This window comes from Kitasatospora sp. DSM 101779 (genome assembly GCF_025655475.1).
In the GTDB taxonomy this organism is placed as follows: Bacteria; Actinomycetota; Actinomycetes; order Streptomycetales; family Streptomycetaceae; genus Kitasatospora.
In genome coordinates this window covers 4,961,306-4,965,742 of record NZ_JAHTIK010000001.1, presented here as the reverse complement: position 1 = coordinate 4,965,742, position 4,437 = coordinate 4,961,306, and the positions used below count along the sequence as shown (strand labels likewise).

General features: G+C 78.2%; 3 protein-coding genes and 2 pseudogenes. 4 read left to right on the top strand and 1 reads right to left on the bottom strand.

Annotated features, from left to right (window positions below; all coding sequences use genetic code 11):
• Positions 1–846, top strand: a pseudogene (locus KSNIM_RS22715) (SWIM zinc finger family protein); the annotation flags it as partial.
• Between the two features lie 61 nt (positions 847–907).
• Positions 908–2,521 (top strand): DUF5691 domain-containing protein, encoded by a 1,614-nt coding sequence (locus tag KSNIM_RS22710; protein ID WP_263105002.1) that lies wholly within the window; start codon positions 908–910, stop codon positions 2,519–2,521.
• Positions 2,522–2,630: 109 nt separating this feature from the next.
• Here the strand turns inward: KSNIM_RS22710 and KSNIM_RS22705 are convergent, their stop codons facing one another.
• A complete protein-coding gene (locus tag KSNIM_RS22705) occupies positions 2,631–3,038 on the bottom strand; it encodes a cobalamin B12-binding domain-containing protein (RefSeq protein ID WP_263105001.1) in 408 nt (135 codons plus the stop codon).
• A gap of 243 nt (positions 3,039–3,281) precedes the next feature.
• On the opposite strand from KSNIM_RS22705, the gene KSNIM_RS22700 reads away from it, so the two are divergent.
• Positions 3,282–4,070 carry an esterase/lipase family protein gene (locus KSNIM_RS22700; RefSeq protein ID WP_263105000.1) on the top strand — a complete coding sequence of 263 codons (789 nt, stop codon included), beginning with the start codon at positions 3,282–3,284 and terminating at the stop codon, positions 4,068–4,070.
• A gap of 87 nt (positions 4,071–4,157) precedes the next feature.
• Positions 4,158–4,437: pseudogene (locus KSNIM_RS22695) on the top strand (hypothetical protein); the annotation flags it as partial.

The window sequence follows — 4,437 nt, the reverse complement described above, 5'->3', positions numbered from 1 at the left end:
GGCGTCCGGCACGGCCTGGCCGACCGGACCGGCCCGGCCGGCTGGGACGAGGTCGCGGCCCGGATGGTCGACGCCCAGGCGCCCGGCCTGGCCGCCCGCGTCCGCGAGCTCGCGCACACCCCGCAGGACTCCCTGCTGGAGGAGTACGCCCTGCTGCACCTGCTGGCCGGCGCCTACGGCCGGGTGGACGAACTCCCGGCGCCGCTCGCCGCGACGGTCCGCACCCGGGTCGGGTTCAGCACCGGCGCGGACGAGGTACTGGCCGGCCCGACGGTCCGGGACCGCTGGCACGTCCTCGGCAGCCGCGACACCGCCGGCGACCGGCTGACCACCCGCCGGATCTGGCTGCGCGGCGCCAAGACCGGCCGCCCGGCCCTGCTGCTCTCCTTCGGCAGCCCCGGCCGGGCACCCGAGACCGCCCTGCCGACCGGGCGGGTGCTGGAGGCCGAGGTCGCCTTCCACCCCGGCGCCCGCCCGCTGCGCGCCGTCCTCGGCACCCGCTACGGCGAGCCCGTGGCCGCCCCGGCCGGGCCGCCCGCCGGGGTCTGTCCCGCCGAGGCGGTGGCCGGCTACGGCGAGGCCGTCGCCGACGACCCGTGGCTGGAGGCCTGGCCCGCCGTACTGGCCGAGGTGGTGCCCGTCCTCGGCCCCGACGGCTGGCAGCTGACGGACGGCCGCAGCGCCGTTCCGCTCAAGCGCGGCGCCACGCCCGAGCAGGCGCTGTGGCGGCTGGCCGCGCTCTCGGCCGGGCATCCGGTGACGCTGTTCGGCGAGTACGGGCACGCCGGGTACGCCCCGGTCACCGCCTGGTCCGCGGACGGCCGTGCGATCGGCCTCGGCCAGTGACCGCGCCCCGGGCCGGCGCCGGCCGCGACCCCCACCAGACCCATCCGACGGGAGGCCGGCCGTGACGGCACCGACCACCACCGCCCACGACAGCTGGTCCGAGCTGCAGACCACCGCGCTGCTCGGCACCGACCGCCGGCCGCTGCCCGACCCCGGCGGCTCGCCCGCGTTCGCCGCCGCGGCCGGGTCCGTCGACCGCTCCGACCCCGCGACGGCCCTGCTCGACCTGGCCGCGCTCGCCACCGTGCGACGCCGGGCCGGCGCCCGTGCCCTGCCCGCCCCGGCGCTGCCCGCCCCGGCCGAGGACGACGGCCGGCCGGAGCTACCCGAGCCCGCTGCCCGCCGGCTCGGCTTCCTGCTGGGCGGCCGCGGCCCGGACACCAGCCTCGCCAACCTGACCGAGCTGCTCCCCCAGTGGCTGGCCACCGCCCGGGCGCACGGCTACCGGCTGCCGCCGGCGCACGTGCCCGCCCTGCTGGACACCGCCCGCGCCCGCAGCGAGCTGCGCCCCGACGTGGTGGCGTTGGCCGGCCCGCTCGGCCGCTGGCTGGCCGAGCAGAACCCGGACTGGCGCTTCGTCGGCCGTACCGCAGGCGCCGCGGGCACCGCAGCCATCGCCGGCCCCGCCGACGGGCCGCAGGATCCGGCGGCCGACGAGCAGATCTGGCAGGAGGGCCTGTTCGCCGAGCGGGTCACCCACCTGACCCGGCTGCGCCGCCGCGACCCGGCCGCCGGCCTCGCCCTGCTGGGCTCCACCTGGGGCACCGAGCGGGCCGAGGACCGCCTGCTCTTCCTCGACGCCCTGCAGGAGGGGCTGTCCACGGCGGACGAGGAGTTCCTGGAGGCAGCCCTCGGCGACCGCAGCAAGAACGTCCGCACCACCGCCGCAGAGCTGCTCTCCACCCTGCCCGGCTCGGCCCTCGCCGCCCGGATGGCCGCGCGCGCCCGCGCCTGCGTGCACCCGCTCGACGACCTGCTCGCCGTCACCCCGCCCCCCGAGTGCGACGCCGGGATGCAGCGCGACGGCATACCGCTCAAGTCGCCCACCGGCCGCGGGCAGCGCTCCTGGTGGCTGGGCGAGATCGTGGCCGCCGCCCCGCTCGCGCTGTGGACGGACGCCACCGGTCTGACCCCGCAGCAGCTGCTGCGGCTGCCCGCGCGGGAGGGCGGCGAGGCCGACGGCACCGACTGGTCGGCGGACCTGCGGGAGGCCTGGGCGCGCGCCGCCGTCCGTCAGCACGACGAGGCCTGGGCCCGTGCCCTGCTCGGCCCGGCGCCCCGCCCCGGCGGGGCCGAGCGGGCGCCGGGCGCCCCGGCGAAGCTGCTGGCCGTCCTGCCGCCGGTGGAGCGGGCCGCATGGACGGCCGCGTTCATCCGCGCCCACGGGCTCGGCGACGCCTTCCAGCTGCTCGGCGCCTGCGCCACGCCGTGGACGCCTCCGCTCTCCACCGCGGTCGTCGCCGCGCTGGAGCGGGCGGCCGGCTCCGGTGCCTACCCGTGGAGCCACAGCGGGGTGCTCGGCATGACCGAGCGGGCACTCGCTCCGGAGGCCGCCCCCGCGGTGGAGGCGCTCGCCGCCGACGCCGCGCCCGACACGGCCTGGGCCGACACCTTCGCCCGCCTCGCCGAGACGCTCCGGCTGCGGGCGGCCATGTTCGCCGAGCTCGCGCCCTGACACGCCGGGCACGGCGCCGGGCCGGGCCCCGCCGTCGGCAGGGCCCGGCCCGGTGGTGTCGTCGTGCGCCCCGGCGGCGCGGGCCGGTGTGCGTGCTGCCGTGCGGCGGTCAGCCCGTGGGGCGGAGGTTCGCCTGCACCCAGCTGACCACGAACTGGGTCGAGGTGCCGGGGGTGAAGACGTCGGCGACGCCGAGCTGCTTGAGCCGGGCGATGTCCTCGTCGGGGATGATCCCGCCGCAGAAGACCTTGATGTCCTCGGCCTCACGCGCGCGCAGCAGATCCATCACGCGGGCGCAGAGGGTCATGTGGGCGCCGGAGAGGATGGACAGCCCGATGCCGTCGGCGTCCTCCTGGATCGCCGTGTCGACGATCTGCTCCGGCGTCTGGTGCAGGCCGGTGTAGATGACCTCCATACCGGCGTCGCGCAGCGCGCGTGCGATCACCTTCGCGCCCCGGTCATGGCCGTCCAGACCCGGCTTGGCGACCACCACGCGGATCGGCCCCGACACACCCATCACTGCCTCCTGGACCTCGTCGTCCGCGGCCCGGCGGTCCCGCCCGGACCCGGGCGCGGTGTCAACGGCCTCCGACAGGCCTGCAGGCAGCGTAACGCGGTGTCCACCCCTCGGCGGTTTTCGGTTGCGGACGGGCGGGGAAAATCACAGGGCTGCCCGTCAGCCACCCCTGGTACCAGCTCTTCCGTCTCCCCTGCGTCGGCCGCCGCAGGGGCCCCGCGCCGTCCTGCCGGGGAGAGCCGCATGACGATCCCGTTCCAGCGGACGGCCGCCACCGTCCGCGGTGCGGGCGCGGAAGCCGCCGCGCTCGCGCACCACTTGGTCCGCTACCCCACCGGAATCCCGCCGGAGCGACGGGCCCGCCCGTGCCCGGACCGCCCGGTGCCGCCCACCGCGCCGCCCCGGCACGACCCCGTGCTGCTGCTGCACGGATTCGTCGACAACCGGGCCGTGTTCGGTCCGCTCCGCCGGGAGCTGCACCGGCACGGCTGGACGCACCTGCACGCCCTCAACTACTCGCCGCTGACCCGTGACGTACGGGCCGCCGCGGTGCTGCTCGCCCGGCACGTCGAGTGGGCGGTCCAGGCGCACGGCGGCCGCCCGGTCGCCCTGGTGGGCCACAGCCTGGGCGGCCTGATCGCCCGTTACTACGTGCAGCGCCTCGGCGGGCACGAACTCGCGCCCGAGGTGGTCACCCTGGCCACCCCGCACGAGGGGACCACGGCGGCCCTGCTGCCGAACCCCTTCCCGATCACCCGTCAGCTGCGGCCCGGCAGCGAGCTGCTGGCCGAGCTGCGGCTGCCCGCGCCGCGCTGCAGCAGCCGTTTCACGGCCGTCCGCGCCGAGCTGGACGAGGTGGTGCTGCCGCGCCGGGGCGCCCGGCTGGACCATCCCGACCTGGCCGCCGTCAACCTCGCCGTGCCCGGGGCGGGCCACGTCGGGCTGCCGGCCCACCCGGGGGCGGTCGCCGCCGTCCGGCTCGCCCTGGAGGCATGGGCCGCAGGGCCCCTGACGGAGCGCCACGCGTGCTGAGATGCGTACTTCGTCCGGGATCGTGATCAAGGTCTACAGTCTCGACTGTTTTCTCCCGGTCACTCCCGATTCCGAGGAGGCGGCGCGATGACGGTCAGACGCTCCCCCGTCCGCATCCCGATCCGTATCCCGATCCACCGGCAGCTCCCCGGCCCGGCCGGCGGCACCGAGCGGCCCCGCGGCCAGCACCGCGGCCCGCGGGTGAGCAACACCCGGCGGGCGGTGCTCACCGTCGCCCTGCCCTCCGCGGCCACCCTCGGGGTCTTCGGGGTCGCCGCCGCGACCGTGCACGCCGACCGCACCCGGCTGCCGGGCCCGGCGCCGTCCGGGCCCTCGCCCCCGCCGCGGGGCCCCGCCGGGGAGCGGC